The sequence below is a fragment of the Paenibacillus turpanensis genome (assembly GCF_011421635.1).
Lineage (GTDB): Bacteria > Bacillota > Bacilli > Paenibacillales > YIM-B00363 > Paenibacillus_AK > Paenibacillus_AK turpanensis.
This window is the reverse complement of the sequence record NZ_WTLI01000020.1, coordinates 38,380-58,430: the sequence shown is the minus strand read 5'-3', so window position 1 is coordinate 58,430 and position 20,051 is coordinate 38,380. Positions and strand designations below refer to the sequence as shown.

Below are 20,051 nucleotides of genomic sequence, written 5' to 3'. Positions count from 1 at the left end.
CAACTTCAATAGCTCCCAAGCAACCGAATATGCAGCAAACAAAAAACCCTTGATTTCTCAAGGGTTTTCGCATGATTATGCGCGCTGTCTGCGGTATACTCCGTCCTACTTCATCTTCTTGCGGTACGCTTCCTCATACTCGCGGATCATTGCGTCGCCTCCGGCTTTTCTCCACTTTTCAATTTCTGCTTTCCAACCCAGCTCATCGATTTTACCCATAATAAATTTCGTTTCCGCATCTGTAATGAGCTGCTCCAGCTCCTTGCCCCTTTCGGCGTAAGTCTCCGATTCCAGAGTATGCGCCGGATTCGGAACAATATAGCGTTCGTTTTGCTTTCCGATCAGCTGATTTTTACGGAACAGCTCCGGCTGGAGCGCTTGCTTCAGGGCAGGATTTGTCTCTCCGAGAAACGGGAGCGTGTCCCGGTACGGCTTCACCTCACGCGAGTCGAGCTCCCTGCTGACAATTTCCACATACTCCCCTCGGTCAATCCAGTGCCTTTGTTCTATTCCTTTCGAAAGAAGGTTTTGCATTTCCGGCTCCAGCAGCTTATCGAGAAAGGCGAGGATGCTGCGCATTTCCGCTTCCGTTTGTACCGTGTCCTTAGGAATAGCGAGAAATCCGGCATTCCCCGGCTCTCCCGGAAGCCGTATTCCACCCGGTCCTGCAAGAGGGGCAACATCAATGACTGCATCGGGTACGATTGGCTCCAACTTATTCTGCCAGCTTTGCCCGTTTCCGCCGGAAATCGTAATCCCCGCCCGCCCCTGCTCGTACTGCTTCCACGTTTCGGTAACGTCGGCAATGGCAAAATCCCGGTTCAGGAGCCCCTCCTCGTAAAGCCTTCGGAACAGCTGTAACGCTTCAAAAAATAGCTCCGTCATAAAGTCCGGCGTAAACGTTCCATCTGTCACCTGCCATGTATTCGGCCCGCCCTGCGACACCACGATCCGCGTCAATGTCGAGCTGACCCCTTGGTTATAACGTTTTTCCAAGATCAGGCCGTACGTATCATCCTTGCCATTGCCGTCAGGGTCGTCCTTAGTTAGTGCTTTAATGACCGTATACCAATCCTCAATCGTCACAGGGAGCTGTAAACCAAGCCGATCAAACCAATCCTTGCGGTAATGAATCGAGGCGCGGCCGAGGTCTCTGTATAACGGTACCCCATATAATTTACCGCCTACCCGTATATTGTCATAGTATCGCGTGTCCACAGCGGATAAGTTTTTGTAATCCTTAAGATAAGGGCCGATATCCCAAAATTGTCCCGATTTCAGCGTCGAAATGATCGTGGATGTATAGATCAGTTTAACCAGCTTTGGCAGCTCTCCGGAGGCGATCATCACCTTCAGCTTCTCATCGTAGGCAGAAAAAGGCACCCACTGAATCTGGAGCTCCGTATGGGTGTACTCTTCCATCGCTTGCTCCAGCAAATTGTCTTTAGCGGGGGTCTCGCCGACTTGATTCACAACCAAGGAAATGACTGGACGCCCCTGTACCGCCCCGTGATTTTGTTTCGATTGGGGTGCCGCACATCCTGCAGCGGTAAATAAAGCCAGAATCGTCGTACCAGCAGCTATGAAAAAGGAAACGCGTTTTGCCCCGTGGAGACGAATCCCTTGATCCGTATTTTGCTGCATGCGTGCGTACCTGTTTACATCCCTTTGCCGTTCCAAGCGTCCCGTCCTTTTTCCTGCCCTCATCCTTTTTCACCTAGCCTTTCACGGTACTGACCTGGGGTGACATCATACAGCTTCCGGAACCCTCTGATGAAAGCGCTTATATTTTTGTATTGCAGCTTCTCGCCGATTTCGGAAATTTTCATGTCTGTCGTTTCGAGCATCACCTTGGCCATCTGCATCCGATAATCGGATAGGTAATCGCTGAACGTTGTACCGATTTCTTTCTTAAAAATGCGGCTCACATAAACCGGGTGGTAATTGAGCTCCTCCGCAAGCTGCTCCAGCGTAATTTCTTGATCGTACCGCTCCTGAATCATTGCGATAAGCTTATCAGCAATTTTTACATATTGGCGCTCCGTCTTCTCCGAAAGCACTTGAATGATGGGGGCAAGGAGCTTCGACTCAAACCAGTGCCGGATTTCCTCACGTGTCTGCAGCTGAAGCAGCCTTTCGACCGCGCCATCGTCCTTCAGCACTCTTTTGACGGAAATGCCTTGCTCCTGAACAATAAAAAGTACACGGGACACCAGCTGCATGAGCAGAATCTGATGCCCGTGGAGCGTACCATCCTTATGGAGAAGCCCGTTTAAAAATTGGTCGAAAAGCTCAACCGCCTTCCCGAGCTCCATTTCCCGGATCGTATACACGAGCTGCTCCTCGAGCACCTTTATGTGGGTATACACATACTTTTCTTCACCCGGCTGGTTTTCTATGTCCTCGTAATGAATGATGACATCCGAGCCTAGACTGATCCTTGCTTTTAAAGCCGCCAAGCTTTCTCCATACGCTTTGACACTGTCGGTTAAGGCTTTATACGGCTTGCTTATTCCGATGCTCACCCGCAATTTCAAATAACGCTCCGCATGCTCTTTTATCGATTTGGCCGCTTCGTACAGCAATATTCTAACCTCTGAAGGATGCTCTACATCGGTCGCCACAAGCGATACCTGGGAATGATTTAAAATAATCGGCGTAAACCGGTACGACGAGGGCAGCACCTCTTGCGCAATATTGTTCACTGCATAAAGCAGCAGCTCGCGGTCCCGCTCCTCATACTTCGTATCCTGCAGGTTATCAATTTGCAGCGCCAGCACGCCGAGATGCTTCCAGCCGGTAGGAAAGCGGTATAAATCCGAGCGAAAAATATAATCGTTTTCCGTAAGCTGACCTGTAAATAGCTTCAGCACAAAAAATTCCTTGAGCTGTCCCGCCTGCCCGATCATCTGCTGCTGCAATCGGCTTCGGGAATCGGCGAGCGACTCGATGCTCTCTTTAATGAAGTCCAGCTCGTCGTTTCGCTGCGGAGCGGTTTCCTCCTCATGCTTTCGACCAACCCCTTTGGCAACCTCTAGCAGAGATTGGATCGGACGATACATTCTCCGGCTTCCATATAATGCAAAAGCCGACGCCAACAATAAAATGATAGCGCATACAATTATCGTCAGCTGAGCGATCTTGCGCGTCTCCTTCGTAATCTCCGCAATGGATATGACGGAGACATAAGTCCAGCCGTTATAGTCGGACGTTCGATAGATCACGGCTGCCTGATCATCCCCTGTATTTGTGTTAAACAGTCCCTCCCGCTTCGCCTGCTCCGCTTCGAGCCGCTTCATAATGGCCTCATTCATCAAGCGGTAATCGGTATCTGCTGCCGTTGCCGCTGCCGTTAGGATGCTGGAGCCCGAACGGTCCATAATGTAGTTGGAATCCGCAAGATTGCCCGGCGTCAATGCCTGGCGGAAATCGGAAGCGGCAATTTTTACAACCACTAATCCCTTCGGCGTGCTCGTCTGCGGTAAAATCGGTATTTTTACCACAAGTGTCAACGTATCCTTCGCGTCGTAGACTTCTGTCGCATCTTCAATTAAAAGCGGCCCTTTATGGCGCTCCCCCGCCGCAGCCGGAATCCACTGGATGCTGCGCGTTTCACGAGCGTATTGCTGAAACTGCTCCTTCTCTTCCAGCTGGTCAAACGGGCGCAGTGTGTTCAAGTCGAGCGACCAGCCCTGCTCTAGATTCACCAAGTACGCCTGTGTGATGACGGCATCGCTCGATTGAAGATTGTAAAGCTCAGACGAGAGCGCACGAACCTGCTCGAAGTCGCTCGTATCATAGGAGGCGTTCATCGCCGAATTTACTAATGAGGAATTGGCAACCTGCGTCACCGATCTTTCAATCGATTTGAGCATTTGCTCCACACGCATCTGCGTTTGGGTAAGCCACTGCATGTGGCTCTCTTTCACTTTGCTCTCCAGATCCCGGGACGCAATAGAATAGGAGACGATCCCGATCATGACTGCCGGAATCACGCCAAGAATAAAGCTGAATGCCAACAACCGCAGCAAATACCTTTGCATTCTATCCCTCCGAAGCACCTAGCATTTTCCACATATTGAATAAAATCATTATATCTTGAATAGCCGGCAGATGGGGAATTCTCACAAAAATAATTTCCAAAACAAAAGACCGCGCTAATGATTAGCTGCGGTCCTACTCATTCAACACATTGTCACACAATATTTGTGATTTATTTCACATACAAGTTGTATACTATATCTAAATACAATGGTACGGGCGGTGATCTACGCACATGAACCCTCACGAAAAACACGAAAAACGTCTTATTGCTCTGCTGATTGGTGTTGCTGTTTTTATGCTGCTTGCTCTCATTCGCCGGTTGTACTAATCGTTTTGGAGGGGACCGCCATGAACGCTTATGATCCTGTGCTCTACAGCCGTTTACTAACCTCGCTGACACTCGGTTTTCATATTATTTTTGCAACGATCGGTGTCGGCATCCCGATCCTCATTGCACTTGCCGAATGGATGGGGATCATTCGCAAAGATCCTCACTACACGCTGCTTGCTAGACGCTGGGCACGCGGCTTTACGATTACCGTCGCGGTCGGTGTCGTCACCGGAACGGCCATCGGATTTCAGCTCAGCTTGCTTTGGCCCTCCTTTATGAGAGTAGCCGGGCAGGCGATTGCGCTACCGCTATTTATGGAAACCTTCGCTTTTTTCTTCGAAGCGATTTTCCTAGGTATATACTTATATACCTGGGATCGGTTTTCCAAGCCGGTATATCATCTGCTGCTGCTCGTCCCGGTGATGATCGGCTCCTCGGCTTCGGCGATGTTTATTACGATGGTCAACGGATTTATGAATTCACCGCAGGGCTTTACCCTCGGACCGAACGGTGTCCTAACCGATATTGACCCGATCGCAGCAATGTTTAATCCAGCCGCTCCGACCAAAATCGCGCATGTGCTTGCATCCGCTTATGCAGCCTCGGCCTTTGTACTGGCTGCGATTGCCGCTTACTCGCTGCTGAAGGGACGGACGCATGTCTATCATAAAAAAGCGTTGCGGCTAACGGTGATCGCCGGCTTCGTGTTCTCCATTGCCACGGCTGTCGTTGGGGATTTATCCGGCAAATATTTGGCCGAGTACCGGCCGGATAAGCTGGCTGCGGCCGAATGGCATTTTGAAACGGAGAGCGGTGCCCCTTTAGTCATTGGCGGGGTTCTGCAGGAGGATGGCTCCGTAAAATACGGCCTGACGATTCCTTACGCGCTAAGCATTCTGGCTCACGGCACGCCGAACAGCACTGTTACCGGCTTACATGAGTTCCCTCCAGATGAAAGGCCTCCACTCGTCAGCCACTATCTATTCGACCTCATGGTGCTTGGCGGTATCTATATGACCTTTATCGGATTCGTTTACGTCCTGGCGATCCGGCTGCGCAGCTGGAATCCGCATCATCCCCTGCTGCTTCGTATGATTTTATGGGGCGGTCCGATTGCCATGCTTTCCATTGAGCTTGGCTGGATTTTTTCCGAGGTCGGACGCCAGCCATGGATCTTATTCGGTTATATGAAGACAGCGGAAGGAGCGACGACCTCGGGACAGGTAGATACCATGCTCGTCGTCTTTACCCTGCTTTATATCGTGCTTGCCTTTACCTGCATGAAGGTGCTTCAAGGGTTATTCCGCAAAAATACACCGGAACAGGAGCTTGCCGCCAAAGGCTTACTGTAAGGAGGGGGTTATGCAATGCCGTTAGAGCTCGTCGGAATCGCCGTCCTCTGGACGTTTCTTTACGGTTATATCATTGTCGCTTCGATCGACTTTGGAGCCGGATTTTTCAGCTCCTATAGTATGCTTACCGGAAAGAAGCATATCGTACACAACATCATTGAACGCTACCTTTCCCCCGTATGGGAAATTACGAATGTATTTCTTGTGTTTTTCGTTGTCGGGATCATCGGATTTTTCCCCAGCATTGCCTACTACTATGGAACGGCGCTGTTGATTCCCGGCAGCGTTGCCGTCATCCTGCTTGCCATTCGCGGCTCTTATTATGCTTTCAGCACTTACGGGAATCGCGAGCATAAAGGATATATGCTGCTGTACGGTGCCAGCGGCCTGCTGATCCCGGCCTCCTTATCGACGATTCTAACGATTTCGGAAGGAGGCTATATTCAGGTTGCTGAGGACGGCAGGGTAACGTTTCTCTATGAAAGGCTGTTTACAAGTCCCTATTCCTGGGCGGTTGTGCTGCTTTCTTTGGTGAGTGTTCTGTACATCTCGGCCATGTTCCTCACCTACTATTGCTCCCGCGCGAAGGATTACCGTGCCTTGGAGCTGGTGCGGGGTTATGCCTTAGCCTGGAGTTCGCCCACAATCGTATGCAGTCTCTTCGTTTTCCTTGCCATCAACCGCCATAATCCGGCGCACTTTCAAGGAATGCTTGATTACGGCTGGATGTTCGTGGGTTCGTTCCTCTGTTTTGTCGGAGCAGCCGTACTTGTTTATCGCAGGCAGCGCTACGGAATCGCTTTCCTGCTCGTTATGCTGCAGTACGCACTAGCCTTCTTCGGCTACGGGGCAGGGCATATGCCTTACCTTCTTTATCCGTATTTGTCGGTGCACGACCACTTTACGAATGCAACGATGGCCTCCTGGCTCATTGCCGCATTTATCGCCGGCCTGCTGCTGTTAATCCCTTCGATGCTTCTGCTCCTAAGGCTCTTCCTGTTCGATGCGAAGTATGTGGAAGGGAAATATCCGACGAAAGGATGAGGATGCGATGACGATGCAAGGCTTTCTTATTTTTATCGCGCCGCCTTTGGTCGTGGCGGCTTCGGTTGGATTTCTGTTTTATTGGTCGGCCAAAAGCAGTTTACGCAAACTAGATGAGCAGTAAAAAAAGAGGCACACCAATGAATTCCCATTGGCGAGCCTCTTCTCATCTATTTCACATCAATTTGAATCATCGTCGAATTACGCTCCCACTCCTTTTCCGCTTCGGTAACAAGAGTGAGCGCCTCCGAATCAGGAACAGCCGGATACGTATGCACAAACCTTCCATCCTCCGCTTTTTCCGGAATATAGTGCTTCGCCTGTATGACTTCCCCTCTGCTGTCTTGAAGCATCATAGCATGAAGCTGAAGCACTGCAGGGCCGTCGAGCTTAAAATAAAGCTTCGTGCTGTCCGGTAAACGTTCTACCTCGTCAATGGTAAGCTTGTACCGCATCTTGCCAACCTCGAACGTATAGGGCAGCTTTCCAGCCGTTAACGAAATATTGTGTGTATCGACGGGCGCATTTTCGTTATAAACGTTCCGAACAAACGCTTCTACGGTTAAGCTTTGCTTCTCCATCGGCGGCAGCTGAACCGAGTCGATAGTTGTGCCCCTGCCGTTCTCCGTATCGGAAATTTCCGCCCCAAATCCACCGGTGCTCATTGCGATTCCATCCTTGTTGTAGACCATAAATGCAACGTCATTTAGATTTTCCTTCGGACCGGTTTTCCGGATCCGAATCAAGGTGTTAGCAGGGTTAAACTGCACTTCTTCCACCGTTAATGTAAACCCGTCCAGCTTTGCTTTAACTCCCGGCTTTACTACAATTTTCTTTTGCTCTGTGTTCTTATTATCCAAAGAGAGCTGATAATTCCAATTTCCTTTCGTCCCATAAATCTCATCTACTTTAAACTCAACCTCATACGGCGCCTGCAGCGGCTCTTCGGTTTGAACCTGTAATTTGAGAAGTCCCGAGTAAAGCCCATTTCCCTCCGACTTTTGTTCTGTATCCCCAATGTAAGAGGGCTGCTGTCCGTTAATCCGTAACTGAAAATTCATTGGCGAAGCTTGATTTTCTTTAAAATAGGGAGCGATCAAGCGGTCGTCTGCGGCCTGCAGAGTATAACCAAGCGCCAAGCTTCCTTCATCAAAATACGCATCCTGAATCGTTAGTGTGATTCCTTGATCCGAAGCGCTTTTGGCCACTTGATCCACGAGCTCCTGCGCCATCACATCACGCATCACGGGATCAGAGGATCTTTCAAATATACTTCCCACAAAAGGAACCTGCTTTAACACCTCCGCCATTGCAGGCGACACGAAGCCGGATCCAAAAATGATTAGAGCAGCGCCGACGGCAGCAATTCCCTTGTAGTAACCCTTAACCCGAGTTCCTTTATCGTTTGTAGCTCGGAGTTTTATGTTATTGCTCTGATTCGAGCCTTCCGATTGAATTTCAGCCAGCACTTCATCTACGGCCTGGGTAAATTGCACCGGTATTTTGGTCTTACGTCCCTTCAAGCTCGCAAGCTCTCGTTCTAAATGATTCTCATTCATGTGCATACCTCCCTTTTGATGATGGATCCATCCATGCCGCCAGCTTCAGTTTTGCCCGATGCAGCCTTGACTTCACCGTACCCTCCGGAATCTCAAGCATTTCCGCGATTTCGCTGTACGATAGATCCTCCATATAAAACAATGTAATTACGATTTGCAGCTCATCCTCCAGCCTTTGAACGGCAGCTTGTAGATCCAGCCTGTCTTCCTCATTCATCGAGAAAGAAGGCTCTGCAACAAAGTCCATGGAAACAATTTTTGATCTTCGCCTCAAAATTCGATTGCACTGATGAATGAGGATCCGAATCAGCCACGTTTTAAAATATTTCGGTTCCTTTAGCTGGCCAATCGACCGGAACGCTTCAAGAATCGTCTCTTGGGCAGCATCCACACAGTCCGAATCCGATCGAAGCATCGCATATGAAACCTGATAAAGGGTTCCTTCATACGCCTTGATCAACTGTACAAACGCCTCCTGGCTGCCACGGACCGCTTCTGCCGCGAGCCGGCCGCTTTCTTCACTTTGCATTTGCTGTCTCCTTTGCGTTTGTTTTGTGTTTCTATGTATTAGAGCGCCGACATGGACCATTTGTTCACAGGCCCCATAATTTTTTTGCGAAACAGCTTTCCATAAAAAAAAGAAGCATATGCTCAGCGCCATAACAATCGGCAGCTAAGATATGCTTTAACGTATAATCAATATTATTTCTTGGATAATACCAGCTTGTATCCGACACCGCGGATGGAATCGATCTGTACCGTCTGCTGGTTCATCTCCAGTTTCTTGCGAAGCGAGCTGACATGAACGTCAACCGTCCGCTGGCCTCCGATGTAATCGAAGCCCCATACTACATTCATCAGGTCATCCCGCGTAATAACCATCCCTGGCCGCTGAACCAAATAAAGCAGAACTTCAAACTCCTTCGGCCGCAGCGGAATAACTTCGCCGCCAAGAACGACCTCGTACTTCTCCGGATAAATGTTCAGCTCGCCAATGGTAATAACTTTGTCATCGCTCGGCTTTGCCGGTTCCGCCGTATCCGTGCTGGTTCGCCGCAGTACAGCTGAAACCCGAGCAAGCAGCTCCGCTACACCAAACGGCTTCGTAATGTAGTCGTCGGCGCCATGCTTCAATCCCTGTACAACCTCATCCTCGGCGTTGCGTGCAGTCAAAATAATAACCGGTGTGCGGTTTCCCTTCTGCCGCAGCTTCGTCAGTACTTCAAACCCGTTCATCCCAGGAAGCATAATATCCAAAATGATTAAATCGTACACTGCTTGAAGAGCTTCCTGCAGCCCTTCCCCACCGTGCTCGACAACCTTCACTTCGTAGCCTTCTTGCGACAAATTATAGGATAAAAGTCGGGATAACGTCGGTTCATCTTCAATTACTAGGATCTTGTGAGGCATCGATTTCCCCCGCCTAACAGTTTTTGCCTTATTCTGCATGTATGTGGACAATCCCATCATATCACGATTTTCTCAGATCGTCACTGCAAAACAGGCATTTCGATAATAAAACGGGAACCGATGCCGATTTCACTTTCGACACGAATCGTCGCTTTATGCAGCTCCACGAGATGCTTAACGATAGAAAGTCCTAAACCGGTGCCCCCGGAGCTTCGCGACCGCGCCTTATCCACGCGGTAGAAACGCTCAAAGATCCGCGGGATATCCTTCTTCGGAATGCCGATGCCGGTATCGTAAATGATAATCCGAACCTTCTCGTCCCGGCCGGATCCGACCGATTCCATCTTTATCCCTACTGTACCGCCTTCCGGCGTGTAATTGACACCATTCGAAAGCAGGTTGATAAAAATTTGCCGCAGCCGGTCTTCATCCGCTTCAATATACAAGTCCTCAGGAACGTACGACTCAATATTGATTTTTTTCTTCGTCGCCTCGGCCTGCATCATATGCACGATTTTATCGGTGAAGCCGGACAAATGAACCGGTGAAAACTGCAGCGGAATTCGTTTCGACTCGATTTTGGAAAGCTCCAAAATATCGCCGATCAACCGGTTCAGGCGCTCTGACTCATCAAAAATGATCTGTAAAAACGATTTCGCCGTTTCTAAATCGTTGACAGCCCCGGCCAGCAGCGTTTCTGCAAAGCCTTTAACCGCTGCAATCGGCGTTTTCAGCTCGTGGGAAACGTTAGCCACAAACTCGCTGCGAATCCGCTCCAGACGGCGTATTGCCGTGATGTCGTGCAGCACGATGACGACGCCATGCCAATCGCCAAACCCATCGGTCATCGGCGCCAGGTTAATATCCAGCGTCCGCTCCTCCGGAAAATAAAAAACAATTTCGTCGCGAATCGGCTCGCGCCGTTCAAAGCAGTCCTCGATCATACGCGTTAATTCAAACTGCTGCTTTGCTTCATCGTATTTTTTGCCCAGCAGCTCTTGGCTCGTGAACCCGATCAGTTCTTCCGCTGAGCGGTTAAGAAGCACAAAGTGGCCTAACCGGTCAATCATCAAAACGCCGCTGATCATATTATCCAGCACGCTTTTCATCCGGCTCTCGTCTTCTTGAATCCGGTTCACCTGAAACTGCAGCGAATCCGCCATTAAGTTAATGGCATTCCCGAGCTGGCCAATCTCATCCTTGCTTCGCACCTTCACTCTCGCACGGTAATTCATGCGGGAAATTTGCTGCGCAACCTTCGTCATACGCTCCAGCGGCCGGGTCAACCCCTGCGCAATACGGTAACTGATCAACCCGCTGAATAAAAATACGATGATTAAGCCGCTTAGCAGGTAGGACCACAGCCGCCAAGTGGCCTGCTCTACGTCCTGCAGCCCGACGGCGAGCCGTATGTACCCGACAATTTGTCCGCCTTCAATGACGGGCCTTGCCACATACAGCATATTATGCTTGACCGTGTTGCTAAACCGAACAGATGTGCCGCTGCCATGTTCCTTGGCCTGCTGAATTTCTACACGGGACAAATGATCATCCATAGCCTCGGCTTCCTCATCCGAGTCGCCAAGCACGAGTCCGTCCGCTCTGATAAACGTAACTCGTGCTTCGGCAAACTGCTTAATCCGCAGTGCTTCCGTTTCAAAATATTCAACAATTTCATCATCCGATCCGCTTGATTTCCATTCCACCGTCGCTGAAATAATGTTCAGCTGCCGAAACATTCCTTCGCGCATTTCAGTAAGGTGGGATTCCTTCAGCACCGACATCATAAAGATGCCGGCCGCGGTAACCGATAAGCCGATGATCGTTATAAAAATAAGGGTCAACCGGACTCGAAACTTCAGCACGCAGACGTCACCTCAATCAAGCCTATTTGAATACGGGCTCTTTAAATGCCGCCAGCTTTTCGCGTGATTCCTTCTCTACGTCCGCATGAAGACTATTGCCGTGCGAGTCCATCGTAACGATCGCGGCGAAGCCCTCCGCCTGCAGATGCCACATCGCTTCCGGAATACCGAATTCCTTCAAGAAATGAACACCGTTTACGTTTTTGATCGTTTCCGCATAGTATTGCGCCGCGCCGCCGATCGCGTTCAAATACACAGCGCCATGCTCCTTCAAGCCGGCCAGCGTTTTCGGACCCATACCGCCTTTACCGACTACGGCGCGGATGCCGAATTTTTTAATAACGTCGGCCTGATAAGGCTCCTCGCGGATCGAGGTAGTCGGCCCTGCCGCCTTCACGTGGTAGTTGCCTTCCTCATCCTTCAGCATTACCGGTCCGCAGTGATAGAGCACCGCACCGTTCAGATCGACCGGAGAGTCATGATCCATTAAGTAATGATGAAGCGCGTCGCGGCCGGTGTGGATTTCGCCGTTAATAATAACAACATCTCCAACGCGCAGCGAACGAATTTGCTCCTCGCTGATCGGTGTCGTAAGCACGACTTCGCGGCGCTTCGCAGACTCGTCCTGTTCCCCAGCCACAGGCGCTTCAGAAGCCTGCGCCGCTTCCATAGGAAGCTCGGTGCCGCGCGGATAAGCCCACTCTTTAATGGAGCCATCCTGCGGGCTCACAACGACACCCATGCGGCGGAACGCCCAGCAGTTGTAAGCAACGGATACGAAGAAGCTTGCCGGCAAACGGTTGGCTACGCCAATTTTGCAGCCCAGCAGCGTCACTTGGCCGCCGAAGCCCATCGTGCCAATGCCAAGCTTATTTGCATTGTCCATCACGTATTCCTCGAGCTTGCGCAGATCCTCATTCGGATTTACATCATCCGCTTCACGGAACAGCTGATGCTTCGCCAGCTCATAACCGCTCGTGCGGTCGCCGCCGATTCCCACGCCGATGAAGCCGGCGCTGCAGCCTTGTCCCTGCGCCTGATAAACCGCATGCATGATGCATTTGCGGATGCCGTCCAAATCGCGGCCCGCTTTACCGAGTCCATCCAGCTCCATCGGAAGGCTGTATTGAATATTTTTATTTTCACAGCCGCCGCCCTTCAAAATCAGGCGAACGTCAATATCATCCTTTTCCCACTGTTCAAAATGAATAACCGGCGTTCCCGGTCCCAGGTTGTCCCCTGTATTTTCTCCAGTCAAGGAGTCTACGGAATTGGTGCGCAGCTTGCCGTCTTTCGTCGCCCGCGCCACCGCATTACGGATCGCTTTTTTCATTTCGATTTGGTTCGCGCCTACCGGCGTATGAACGATAAAGGTCGGCATCCCCGTATCCTGACAGATCGGAGACACATTGCATTCCGCCATCGTAATATTATTAGCAATCGTAGATAAGGAAAGTGCGGAACGAGTTCCTTTGTCTTCAAGCTCCTGAGCCCGCTGGATCGCTTTGCGAACGTCTGCCGGCAGATTTGTTGAAGTCTCGACAATCAAATCATACATGCTTTGTTCAAACCGGTTCATGAAAAAAGCCTCCTGCTATTTGCATTTTATAATAGAAAAAATAAACTTTATAATAGCCAATATCTATAATATCATATTGAGATGACAATCTCATGAATATTTGCTCAACCCAACGAGCAGGATGAGAAGCTTTAGCCCGCTATCATTTTTTATCTAGATCAGCAAGAGGAGACCTGTTATGTCCAGCCATTTCTACGCTTATATGTTCCGCCTGCGCTACATTGAGCGCTGGAGCTTAATGCGAAATACGATGAAGGAAAATGTCGCGGAACATTCGTATCACGTTGCCCTGCTTACGCATGCGCTTTGCACGATCGGTAACGAGCTGTTCGGCAAATCGATTCCGACGGAGCGCGTCGTTACGATGTCTCTGTTTCACGATGCAACCGAGGTGTTTACCGGCGATATTCCGACACCTGTTAAGCATCAGAACGATGAGATTTTAAAAAACTTCCGCCATATCGAAGGCCTCGCAGCCGAGCGGCTGCTGCGCATGGTGCCAAGCGAGCTGCAGCAGGTGTATGAGCCTTTAATCGCCGGCAGCCCGGAACCCGATCCTTACAAAATGTATGTCAAAGCCGCGGATCTTCTAGATGCATATTTAAAATGCAGCATGGAGCTCTCTGCGGGAAACCGGGAGTTTGCCCGCGCCAAGAAGCAAATCGAAGAATCGGTGCAGGCCCTGCAAATGGAAGAGCTCAACTGGTTCATCGAGCATCTCGCTCCTAGCTTTGAAAAGACGCTTGACGAGCTTTCCGAGTAACAAGGAAAGCAGTCATCACAATAAAGGGCTGTTCCCCGGGTGGTAGTAACCATTCCGGAAAACAGCCCTTCTATTGATAAGCGGGTTTCAATTAAATCAAATCACGATAGTACATCAGAACAATTTCCGCCAGCAGCACGACAAAGCCAATCACCGCAAAGGTTTGTACTTTGCCCGCGTCACGGCTGGCAGCATCACCGTTGCTGATTCCATTGGAGATTCGGCGAAGCGGAGCCCCGATCATGCCGGACATCGCGCCGACAATGACGAACAAAACAACGACAACGATCATCCATGGTACCGAATAACCGCCCCCTGTTGCACTAATCAAGTAGCCGCCGGTTAAAAACTGCGGCACTAAAATCCACTGGGAAATGCGGTTGCCCAGATACAGCCCCTTCGCATATCCTTTCAGCGTTTCACCGCTGCTTCCCTTCAAACGGTTCGCCAAAAACGGAAGAATGAGATAGAATCCTACCGCAATTGCTCCAAGCGTGTGCAGAAAGAGCAAAAACTGAAGCATACAATACCCTCCAATACAAAATCATCCTATGTAATCTTATCTTATTATAGCGGAAAACAACACTGCTCGTCTAACCGATGCCGCCTCCAGCCTAGGCAGGTCACGAAACAGCCACATTTTCAGCCCTGAAAATTAAAAAGCCGCCCCGAAGGACGGCTGGTTCGGCATCGATTCCACAGGTGTGAATACTCATGATGCCTATTTCTATCTATATAATTAGCCTTTGTCAACAACTGCAATCACATTACGCACGGATTGTGCGGACTTATCCAGTCCTGCTTTTTCTTCCGCCGTAAGCTCGATTTCGATGATCTTTTCAATGCCGTCTCCGCCAAGGACAGTTAACACGCCTATGAACAGGTTATCATAGCCATACTCGCCTTGAAGAAGAGCGATCGTCGGAAGAATACGTTTCTTATCCTTCAAGATGGCTTCTGTCATCTGTACAAGCGAAGCCGCCGGAGCATAGTAAGCACTGCCGTTGCCCAGCAGGTTTACGATTTCGCCGCCGCCAGTACGCGTACGCTGAACGATCGCGTCGATTCGCTCCTGCGGTATGAGCTTTTCGATCGGGATGCCGCCGACGTTCGTATAACGAACAAGCGGTACCATATCGTCGCCGTGACCGCCAAGCACAACGCCGCGTACGTCTTCTACAGACACGTTCAGCTCTTGAGCGATAAAAGTGTTGTAGCGCGCTGTATCCAGCACACCGGATTGGCCGATTACGCGGTTTTTCGGGAAGCCTAGCGTGTTGTACGCGACATAAGTCATGGCGTCAACCGGGTTGGACAGGATGATTACATAGGAATCCGGACAGTATTTCTTCACGTTTTCGCAGACGGATTTCACGATGCCCGCGTTTGTGTTCACGAGGTCATCGCGGCTCATGCCTGGCTTGCGAGCAATACCTGCTGTGATAATTACGATATCGGAGCCTGCTGCGTCCTCATAGCTTGAAGTACCTACAATATTGCTGTCAAAGCCTTGAACCGGGCTTGCTTCCAGCATGTCCAATGCTTTCCCCTTCGTCGGGTTTTCCAACTGCGGGATATCCAGAAGAACAACGTCGCCGAGTTCTTTTTGGGCAAGCATCAGTGCTGTCGTAGCGCCGGTGAAGCCTGCGCCGATTACCGTAATTTTTTTGCGTTGGATAGCCATATGCAATTCGTCCTCCTAAATTTGGTTTATACCACAGTAGAGCCCCCGCTAATGGGGGGCTCTTGGTTTAGAAGATTCGATCCTGCTCCTGGTATGCGGCACCCTTACGGCCATACCGCGACATGCATTCGATTCTCAATTAGTCCATGTTTTTAATAAGTAGGTTTGCAAACTCGGAGCACTTCACTTCAGTAGCGCCTTCCATCAGACGTGCGAAGTCATAAGTTACCGTCTTGTCTGCGATCGTCTTTTCCATGCCTTTGTAGATCAGGTTCGCTGCTTCTACCCAGCCCAGATGCTCAAGCATCATTACGCCGGACAACGTAACGGAGCCTGGGTTCACGACGTCAAGACCTGCATATTTCGGAGCTGTACCGTGAGTAGCTTCGAAAATGGCATGATGCGTTACGTAGTTAATGTTTGCTCCCGGTGCGATACCGATACCGCCAACTTGCGCTGCAAGAGCGTCGGACAAATAGTCCCCGTTCAGGTTCAGCGTTGCAATTACGTCGAAGTCGGACGGACGAGTCAATACCTGTTGAAGCGCGATGTCGGCAATCGCATCCTTCACGATGATCTTGCCTGCCGCTTCCGCATCCTTCTGAGCCTTGTTCGCAGCGTCTGCACCCTGCTCTTCTTTAATGCGGTCGTACTGCGCCCAAGTGAAGGTCTTGTCGCCGAACTCGCGCTCAGCCAGCTCGTAACCCCAGTTCTTGAACGCGCCTTCTGTAAACTTCATGATGTTTCCTTTATGAACAAGCGTTACGCTCTTGCGGTTGTGCTGGATTGCGTACTGAATTGCAGCGCGGATCAGGCGCTCGGAGCCCTCGCGGGAAACCGGCTTAATTCCGATACCGGAAGTTTCCGGGAAGCGGATTTTCTTAACGCCCATTTCCTTCTGCAGGAACTCGATTACTTTCTTCACTTCCGGAGTGCCTTCCTGCCATTCTACGCCTGCGTAGATATCCTCTGTGTTTTCACGGAAAATAACCATGTCAACGAGCTCAGGACGCTTAACCGGCGAAGGAACGCCTTTGAAATAGCGAACCGGACGGGAGCAGACATAAAGGTCAAGCTCTTGGCGAAGCGCAACGTTCAGGGAACGGATGCCGCCGCCTACAGGAGTTGTCAAAGGACCTTTAATCGCAACGATATATTCACGGATCGCTGTCAATGTGTCGGCTGGCAGCCAGTTATTGAACTTGTTAAATGCTTTTTCGCCTGCGAATACTTCGTACCAAGCAATTTTCTTCTCGCCCTTGTACGCTTTTTCAACTGCAGCGTCAAGAATGCGCTTCGAAGCTGCCCAAATATCCGGGCCCGTGCCGTCACCTTCGATGAACGGGATGATCGGATTGTTCGGAACGTTCATTTGTCCGTCCGCTGTTAATGTAATGCGTTCGCCTTCAGTCGGCATTTCGTAATTTTCAAACAAAGACATGTGGAATGTCCTCCTACTCGATAGTTTTATTGTTTAGCGATCGTTGATCGGGATAAACTTAGCATTAACCGGTCCGGTGTACTCCGCACGAGGACGGATCAGACGGTTGTCTTCAAACTGCTCCAAAATGTGAGCGGTCCAGCCCGATACGCGGGAAATCGCGAAAATCGGAGTAAACAGGTCGCGCGGAATTTGCAGCGCGGTGTACACAGACGCCGAGTAGAAGTCAACGTTCGGCTTCAGACCCTTCTGTCCGGTTACGAGCTCTTCGATCTTAATGGACATATTGTACCATTCCATATTGCCGGTCAGCTTGCCCAGCTCTTCGGACATCTTCTGCAGATGCTTTGCGCGAGGATCGCCGTTTTTATATACACGGTGGCCAAAGCCCATGATCTTCTCTTTGTTGTTCAGCTTTTCGTTAATGTAGCTTTCCACATTGGAGGCGGAGCCGATTTCTTCGAGCATCGCCATAACCGCTTCGTTCGCGCCGCCGTGCAGAGGGCCCTTCAGCGCGCCGATTGCGGAAGTCACGCCGGAGTAAATATCGGAAAGCGTTGCAACCGTTACGCGTGCAGCAAACGTAGAAGCGTTCAGCTCATGGTCCGCATGCAGGACAAGCGCCTTGTCCAACGCTTCAATTGCAATTTTGTCCGGCTGCTCGCCTGTCAGCATGTACAGGAAGTTTTCCGCTACCGTTGCGCCCGCTTTCGGAGCAATCGGCTCTTTGCCTTCGCGGATGCGCGCAAAAGCGGCCACGATGGTAGTCAGCTTCGCCTGAAGGCGGATCGCTTTGCGGTAGTTCGCTTCGCGGTTCATTTCATTGGCTTCAGCGTCATACAGCGCAAGAGCGGAAACCGTTGTGCGGAGCATTGCCATCGAATTCGCATCCTTTGGCGTGCGCTTCAGCAGGTCGATAATTTCAGCTGGAATTGCAGCGTTGTCGCTAAGTTCGGATTTCAGCTGATCAAGCTCAGCTTGTGTAGGCAGCTTGCCATTCCACAGCAAATAGGCAACTTCTTCATAGGTAGCGTTTTCAGCGAGCTCGTCAATATTAATACCGCGGTACGTTAAAACGCCGTCAATGATCGAACTGATCGAGGACTGCGCCGCTACGATTCCTTCCAGACCTTTCGTGGCCGTCATGCGTGATCGCTCCTTTATATTCCAAGTTTATTACTGTACCTTAATAAAGCCTGCCTTTAGTGTAGCGAATTTCGTCTAATAAGTGAAGGAATTGTGGCATAAAAGTTGTTTTTCAGCACAATAAAGATTTTTTTCATCTATTTCTGTATTATTCATCACACTAGAAACAATTTTTTAAATCTTTCTACCCTTTTCAGTTTCCTCGGGGTTTCCTAGGGATTCATATGTTTCCGTTAACAAGTTATGGTACAATGAAAATCGACAAATTATGACCCTTGGTAAAAAGAATCGGAGGTAGACCTAGTATGAACGAACGGATTGGCATCATCGACATCGGCTCGAACTCCATTCGTCTCGTCGTATACGAGCAGCTTAGCAGCGGTGCTTACCGCGTCATCGACGAGAGTAAGGAATCCGCCCGTTTGAGCGACAAAATTGACGCCGACGGCTTCATGAGCGAAGCCGCCGTGAAAGGCGTTATCGATACATTGCTTCATTTCCGCATGCTCTGCCGCACGCATCAGGTGCATCGGCTCCGGACGGTAGCAACCGCGGCTGTACGCAATGCCGCCAACAGCGCCGACATTCTGGCAAGAATCCAAACCGAGACCGGACTGCCCATTGAAATCTTATCCGGGCAAGGGGAAGCATGGTACGGCTTTTTAGGCATGGCGAACACCATCGATATCCAGCATGGTTTCCTGATCGATATCGGCGGAGGCAGTACGGAGGTTTCCTATTTCCGCAACCGCGGCCTGCTTCACAGCATTTCGTTTCCTTTTGGCGCCGTGAACACGTCTAAAGCATTTTCACGCGGCGGCAATGTTACGGACGCCGATCTGGCTGCGATTCGAAGCATGGTCCTGAAAGCAGCAGAGAATGAGTCCTGGCTGCGTGCCCATCCTGGCCTTACCCTCGTCGGACTCGGCGGTACGATCCGCAATGTCGCTAAAATTGACCAAAAGGCAAAGCGCTATTCGCTTCAGCACGCACACAATTATGTACTTTCGCCGGCAGACGTAAACCAGCTTTTGGATCAGCTCGCCAGTCTTTCCATAGATCAGCGCAAAAAGGTGGACGGGCTGTCGAAAGAGCGGGCGGATATTATCGTGCCCGGCATGGTCATCATGAAGACTCTCTTCGAGCTGATCGGCGCTTCCCATTATCTCATAAGCGGGGCCGGGCTGCGGGATGGATTATTCCATGAAGCACTGCATCCCGAGCAGCCGATTCTTAGCGACGTGCTGGAATATAGTGTGCGGAATTTACTGCTGCTTCATCCGTCCGTCCCGGTAAAACATGTGGAACAGGTTAATCGGCTGACTACGCACATTTTCAACGATCTGATGAATGTTCACGAGCTTGAGCCACGAGCGAAGACCTATTTAAGCGCCGCTTCCCTCCTGTATCGCATCGGGATCTCGGTCAATTATTACGATTACTACAAGCATACCTTTTATTTGATTGCCCATTCGAGGATTAACGGTCTAAGCCACCGCGAGGTTCTCCTATGCGCCTTAATCGCCTCGTTTAAAACTGCTAAAAAGACCCGGCAAATGTTCCAAAATTACCGGGACATTTTATCCGAGTCTGATTATCACATGATATTAAAGCTGGGCTCGATGCTGCAGCTTGGGGTTGCGTTGGACCGCAGCGAAACGCAGCCGGTCGAGCACGTTCAAGCGTCCATCCATGGACGCGAGCTGGAGCTGCAGCTGAATTGCAGTCATTCTCCTTCGATTGAACTACGGGAGCTGCAAGCGCTCGAGAAGGACTTCGCAAAAATGTGGGGATTGAAGCTTAAGCCCGTGCTGAAATCCAACTAGCATGACT

The 20,051-nt window shown here is 50.4% G+C and carries 16 protein-coding genes; 5 read left to right on the top strand and 11 right to left on the bottom strand.

Features of this window, described 5'->3' with window-relative positions:
* Window positions 1-105: 105 nt before the first annotated feature.
* Together GQS10_RS17765 and GQS10_RS17760 are read right to left on the bottom strand one after the other, a co-directional pair.
* Window positions 106-1,707, bottom strand: coding sequence for an extracellular solute-binding protein (locus tag GQS10_RS17765; protein WP_243735244.1), 1,602 nt, complete (start codon window positions 1,705-1,707; stop codon window positions 106-108).
* Window positions 1,704-4,043: a helix-turn-helix domain-containing protein gene (locus tag GQS10_RS17760; protein ID WP_166244660.1), complete on the bottom strand. Its 2,340-nt coding sequence runs from the start codon at window positions 4,041-4,043 to the stop codon at window positions 1,704-1,706. Before GQS10_RS17760 ends, GQS10_RS17765 begins: the two co-directional genes overlap by 4 nt.
* A gap of 349 nt (window positions 4,044-4,392) precedes the next feature.
* Here GQS10_RS17760 and GQS10_RS17755 point away from each other — a divergent pair, with 349 nt between their 5' ends.
* The 3 genes from GQS10_RS17755 to cydS are packed head-to-tail and all read left to right on the top strand — an operon-like array spanning window position 4,393 to window position 6,895.
* Window positions 4,393-5,727, top strand: a complete 1,335-nt coding sequence (locus tag GQS10_RS17755; RefSeq protein ID WP_166244658.1) for a cytochrome ubiquinol oxidase subunit I — start codon at window positions 4,393-4,395, stop codon at window positions 5,725-5,727.
* A gap of 15 nt (window positions 5,728-5,742) precedes the next feature.
* Window positions 5,743-6,771: a cytochrome d ubiquinol oxidase subunit II gene (locus tag GQS10_RS17750; RefSeq protein ID WP_166244656.1), complete on the top strand. Its 1,029-nt coding sequence runs from the start codon at window positions 5,743-5,745 to the stop codon at window positions 6,769-6,771.
* A gap of 7 nt (window positions 6,772-6,778) precedes the next feature.
* Window positions 6,779-6,895 carry a cytochrome bd oxidase small subunit CydS family protein gene (gene cydS, locus GQS10_RS23805; RefSeq protein ID WP_424991802.1) on the top strand — a complete coding sequence of 39 codons (117 nt, stop codon included), beginning with the start codon at window positions 6,779-6,781 and terminating at the stop codon, window positions 6,893-6,895.
* A 46-nt stretch (window positions 6,896-6,941) separates the two neighbouring features.
* Here the strand turns inward: cydS and GQS10_RS17745 are convergent, their stop codons facing one another.
* The 5 genes from GQS10_RS17745 to GQS10_RS17725 form a co-directional block, all read right to left on the bottom strand.
* Complete coding sequence (locus GQS10_RS17745; RefSeq protein WP_166244654.1) at window positions 6,942-8,330, bottom strand: DUF4179 domain-containing protein; 1,389 nt, start codon at window positions 8,328-8,330, stop codon at window positions 6,942-6,944.
* Complete coding sequence (locus GQS10_RS17740) at window positions 8,323-8,859, bottom strand: sigma-70 family RNA polymerase sigma factor (protein ID WP_166244652.1); 537 nt, start codon at window positions 8,857-8,859, stop codon at window positions 8,323-8,325. The genes GQS10_RS17745 and GQS10_RS17740 overlap by 8 nt, the downstream gene beginning before the upstream one ends.
* A 173-nt stretch (window positions 8,860-9,032) precedes the next feature.
* A complete protein-coding gene (locus tag GQS10_RS17735; RefSeq protein ID WP_166244650.1) occupies window positions 9,033-9,740 on the bottom strand; it encodes a response regulator transcription factor in 708 nt (235 codons plus the stop codon).
* 80 nt (window positions 9,741-9,820) lie between these two features.
* The gene (gene pnpS, locus GQS10_RS17730; RefSeq protein ID WP_166244648.1) at window positions 9,821-11,605 is read right to left on the bottom strand and encodes a two-component system histidine kinase PnpS; all 1,785 of its coding nucleotides are present in this window, start codon (window positions 11,603-11,605) and stop codon (window positions 9,821-9,823) included.
* A gap of 22 nt (window positions 11,606-11,627) precedes the next feature.
* Entirely contained in the window at window positions 11,628-13,184 is a 1,557-nt protein-coding gene (locus GQS10_RS17725) for a fumarate hydratase (protein WP_166244646.1), read from the bottom strand.
* Between the two features lie 178 nt (window positions 13,185-13,362).
* On the opposite strand from GQS10_RS17725, the gene yfbR reads away from it, so the two are divergent.
* Window positions 13,363-13,947, top strand: coding sequence for a 5'-deoxynucleotidase (gene yfbR, locus GQS10_RS17720; RefSeq protein ID WP_166244644.1), 585 nt, complete (start codon window positions 13,363-13,365; stop codon window positions 13,945-13,947).
* A gap of 91 nt (window positions 13,948-14,038) precedes the next feature.
* On the opposite strand, the gene GQS10_RS17715 is transcribed toward yfbR, so the two are convergent.
* The 4 genes from GQS10_RS17715 to citZ form a co-directional block, all read right to left on the bottom strand.
* Window positions 14,039-14,470, bottom strand: coding sequence for a hypothetical protein (locus tag GQS10_RS17715; RefSeq protein WP_166244642.1), 432 nt, complete (start codon window positions 14,468-14,470; stop codon window positions 14,039-14,041).
* A 216-nt stretch (window positions 14,471-14,686) separates the two neighbouring features.
* On the bottom strand, window positions 14,687-15,631 hold the full coding sequence (mdh, locus tag GQS10_RS17710; RefSeq protein WP_166244640.1) for a malate dehydrogenase: 945 nt from the start codon (window positions 15,629-15,631) through the stop codon (window positions 14,687-14,689).
* A gap of 139 nt (window positions 15,632-15,770) precedes the next feature.
* On the bottom strand, window positions 15,771-17,072 hold the full coding sequence (gene icd, locus GQS10_RS17705; protein ID WP_166244638.1) for an NADP-dependent isocitrate dehydrogenase: 1,302 nt from the start codon (window positions 17,070-17,072) through the stop codon (window positions 15,771-15,773).
* A gap of 33 nt (window positions 17,073-17,105) precedes the next feature.
* Complete coding sequence (citZ, locus tag GQS10_RS17700; RefSeq protein ID WP_166244636.1) at window positions 17,106-18,218, bottom strand: citrate synthase; 1,113 nt, start codon at window positions 18,216-18,218, stop codon at window positions 17,106-17,108.
* 305 nt (window positions 18,219-18,523) lie between these two features.
* On the opposite strand from citZ, the gene GQS10_RS17695 reads away from it, so the two are divergent.
* Window positions 18,524-20,044 carry a Ppx/GppA phosphatase family protein gene (locus GQS10_RS17695; RefSeq protein WP_166244634.1) on the top strand — a complete coding sequence of 507 codons (1,521 nt, stop codon included), beginning with the start codon at window positions 18,524-18,526 and terminating at the stop codon, window positions 20,042-20,044.
* Window positions 20,045-20,051: the final 7 nt, after the last annotated feature.

Bases quoted from the DNA above. Each gene is read 5' to 3' on its own strand.
- GQS10_RS17695 (WP_166244634.1), top strand. From the start codon at position 18,524: ATGAACGAACGGATTGGCATCATCGACATCGGCTCGAACTCCATTCGT.
- GQS10_RS17740 (WP_166244652.1), bottom strand. From the start codon at position 8,859: ATGCAAAGTGAAGAAAGCGGCCGGCTCGCGGCAGAAGCGGTCCGTGGC.
- citZ (WP_166244636.1), bottom strand. From the start codon at position 18,218: ATGACGGCCACGAAAGGTCTGGAAGGAATCGTAGCGGCGCAGTCCTCG.
- mdh (WP_166244640.1), bottom strand. From the start codon at position 15,631: ATGGCTATCCAACGCAAAAAAATTACGGTAATCGGCGCAGGCTTCACC.
- yfbR (WP_166244644.1), top strand. From the start codon at position 13,363: ATGTCCAGCCATTTCTACGCTTATATGTTCCGCCTGCGCTACATTGAG.
- icd (WP_166244638.1), bottom strand. From the start codon at position 17,072: ATGTCTTTGTTTGAAAATTACGAAATGCCGACTGAAGGCGAACGCATT.
- GQS10_RS17725 (WP_166244646.1), bottom strand. From the start codon at position 13,184: ATGAACCGGTTTGAACAAAGCATGTATGATTTGATTGTCGAGACTTCA.
- GQS10_RS17745 (WP_166244654.1), bottom strand. From the start codon at position 8,330: ATGAATGAGAATCATTTAGAACGAGAGCTTGCGAGCTTGAAGGGACGT.
- GQS10_RS17735 (WP_166244650.1), bottom strand. From the start codon at position 9,740: ATGCCTCACAAGATCCTAGTAATTGAAGATGAACCGACGTTATCCCGA.
- GQS10_RS17760 (WP_166244660.1), bottom strand. From the start codon at position 4,043: ATGCAAAGGTATTTGCTGCGGTTGTTGGCATTCAGCTTTATTCTTGGC.
- cydS (WP_424991802.1), top strand. From the start codon at position 6,779: ATGACGATGCAAGGCTTTCTTATTTTTATCGCGCCGCCTTTGGTCGTG.
- GQS10_RS17765 (WP_243735244.1), bottom strand. From the start codon at position 1,707: ATGAGGGCAGGAAAAAGGACGGGACGCTTGGAACGGCAAAGGGATGTA.
- GQS10_RS17715 (WP_166244642.1), bottom strand. From the start codon at position 14,470: ATGCTTCAGTTTTTGCTCTTTCTGCACACGCTTGGAGCAATTGCGGTA.
- GQS10_RS17750 (WP_166244656.1), top strand. From the start codon at position 5,743: ATGCCGTTAGAGCTCGTCGGAATCGCCGTCCTCTGGACGTTTCTTTAC.
- GQS10_RS17755 (WP_166244658.1), top strand. From the start codon at position 4,393: ATGAACGCTTATGATCCTGTGCTCTACAGCCGTTTACTAACCTCGCTG.